The 1,790-nt window shown below is 50.7% G+C and carries 2 protein-coding genes and 2 pseudogenes; 3 read left to right on the top strand and 1 reads right to left on the bottom strand.

All coding sequences use genetic code 11. The features are described from left to right. Positions 1–290: pseudogene (locus BGK49_RS13745) on the bottom strand (transposase); the annotation flags it as partial. A gap of 69 nt (positions 291–359) precedes the next feature. Here BGK49_RS13745 and BGK49_RS30460 point away from each other — a divergent pair. From BGK49_RS30460 to BGK49_RS13730, 3 genes and pseudogenes are all read left to right on the top strand, one after another. Then, a pseudogene (locus tag BGK49_RS30460) lies at positions 360–524 on the top strand (phage tail protein); the annotation flags it as partial. A 2-nt stretch (positions 525–526) separates the two neighbouring features. Further along, the gene (locus BGK49_RS13735) at positions 527–1,072 is read left to right on the top strand and encodes a tail fiber assembly protein (protein ID WP_000902853.1); all 546 of its coding nucleotides are present in this window, start codon (positions 527–529) and stop codon (positions 1,070–1,072) included. Then, a partial coding sequence (locus BGK49_RS13730) for a prophage tail fiber N-terminal domain-containing protein (RefSeq protein WP_001135844.1) occupies positions 1,059–1,790 on the top strand: 732 nt, incomplete at its 3' end. The genes BGK49_RS13735 and BGK49_RS13730, both read left to right, overlap by 14 nt.

Raw genomic sequence — 1,790 nt, 5'->3', positions numbered from 1 at the left:
GTTCAGGGAGTCTGACATCAAGAGCGCGGTAGCCTTTTTTAATATTTCATTCTCCATTCAATGCGTTGTAGCTTTTTCCTCAGCTTACGTATTTCGATTTGTTCTGGTGTTATCGGAGAGGCTTTTGGTGTTTTGCCCTGACGCTCATCACGCAGTTGTTTGACCCATCTTGTCATTGTGGAAAGGCCAACATCCATAGCTTTGGCGGCATCTGCCACCGTGTATTTCTGGTCAACAACCAGTTGAGCGGATTCGCGTTTAAACTCTGCGCTAAAATTTCTTTTTTTCATTGGAGCACCTGTGTTGTTCTGAGGTGAGCATATCACCTCTGTTCAGGTGGCCAAATTCAGTGTGCCACTTCAAACACCGTTTCGTGGAGATTTCGCGCACCTGCCGGACACGGATTGTCAGGGATATCGATATCGGATACCGGCCGTAACTCAGCGGATAACGTCAACGGTGTGTATTACCGACCGCTGCAAAAACTGATTAATGGCACCTGGTATAACGTAGCGAGTATTTAACAATGTTGCATTTAAAAAATATTACTGCGGGTAATCCGAAAACTGCGGAACAATACCAGATGACAAAAAAATATGATATTACCTGGCTTTTTTCGGAGGACGACAAAAACTGGTATGAAGAACTGAAGAATTTCGCCAGCGACACAATTAAAATAGCTTACACCGGAGACGGGCGCGTGGTGTGGGTCGGTAAGGATGTGACAGGCATTGAACCCCGTAACGCCAGTGTTATTGAAGTTCCTGATATTACCGCCAACCGCCGCATTACCGCGCCGGGTTACTGGTTTTACCGCAATGATGAATTTGTCCTTGACTACAGACTCAAAGCGGAAGATGAGCGTGATGCCCTTCTGGCTCAGGTCAGTGCCCGGACAGGGGAATGGGAAGAAGACCTGTTGCTGGGGTTAATCAGCGACGAAGATAAAGAAAAGCTGAAAGCCTGTCGTATTTACGCGAAATCGCTGCAGGCGATGGATTTCAGCACCATCACAGATAAAGCCACATATAACGCCATCAACTGGCCGGAGCGTCCCGATGCCGCAGCTTAAAGGTGTGATTAAAACGCCCACGGGAGAACCGCTGGACGGCGCAACCATTACACTAACCTCCATACACAACCGTGCAGGGATTCTGAAAAGTGTTTTCAGCCATGTCACCACACAGAACGGGGAATATGACTTCCCCGTTCTGCCGGGTGTGTACAGCGTTCGCCTGACACAAAGCACACGGCGCCTTTCAGAAATCGGTGTCATCCGCGTTTATGAAGATTCAACGGACGGTTCGCTGAATGATTTTCTGGGCGCAACTAATATTGACCTGCGTCCGGAATCCCTGAAGAAATTCGAAGAGCTGGCGCAACAGGCGCAGCAGAGTGCCGGGAGCGCAGCCGGAAACGCACGGCAGACGGCGCAGGATGTGACGGCAGCCGCAACGGCCCGTGATGATGCACAACGTTTTGCGGAGAAAGCCCGACAGGATGCAACCGTCACAGCTGAGAACAGAAAGGCCACTGCGGAAGATGTGACAAGCACAGGAGCAAATGCAGCCGCAGCCGGACAGAGCGCACAGGATGCCGCAGGTTATGCCCGCGCAGCAGAACAGGCCAAAAATGACATTGATGCTGCGCTGACCGGCACTCTGAAAATGGCTAACCATCTGTCAGAAATCGCAGCAGCAGGCGAAAAGGCACAACAGAAGTCCCGGGATAATCTGGGGCTGAAAAGTGCGGCCACGATGGAAGCACAGAGCGACATTTACGACCGGACA

Source organism: Shigella sp. FC1544 (genome assembly GCF_001722145.1).
GTDB lineage: Bacteria > Pseudomonadota > Gammaproteobacteria > Enterobacterales > Enterobacteriaceae > Escherichia > Escherichia coli.
The sequence above is the reverse complement of the archived record's forward strand: the minus strand, read 5'-3'. Positions and strand labels throughout refer to the sequence as shown.

Coding starts and splice junctions, on each gene's coding strand:
- BGK49_RS13735 (WP_000902853.1), top strand. CDS start 527: ATGTTGCATTTAAAAAATATTACTGCGGGTAATCCGAAAACTGCGGAA.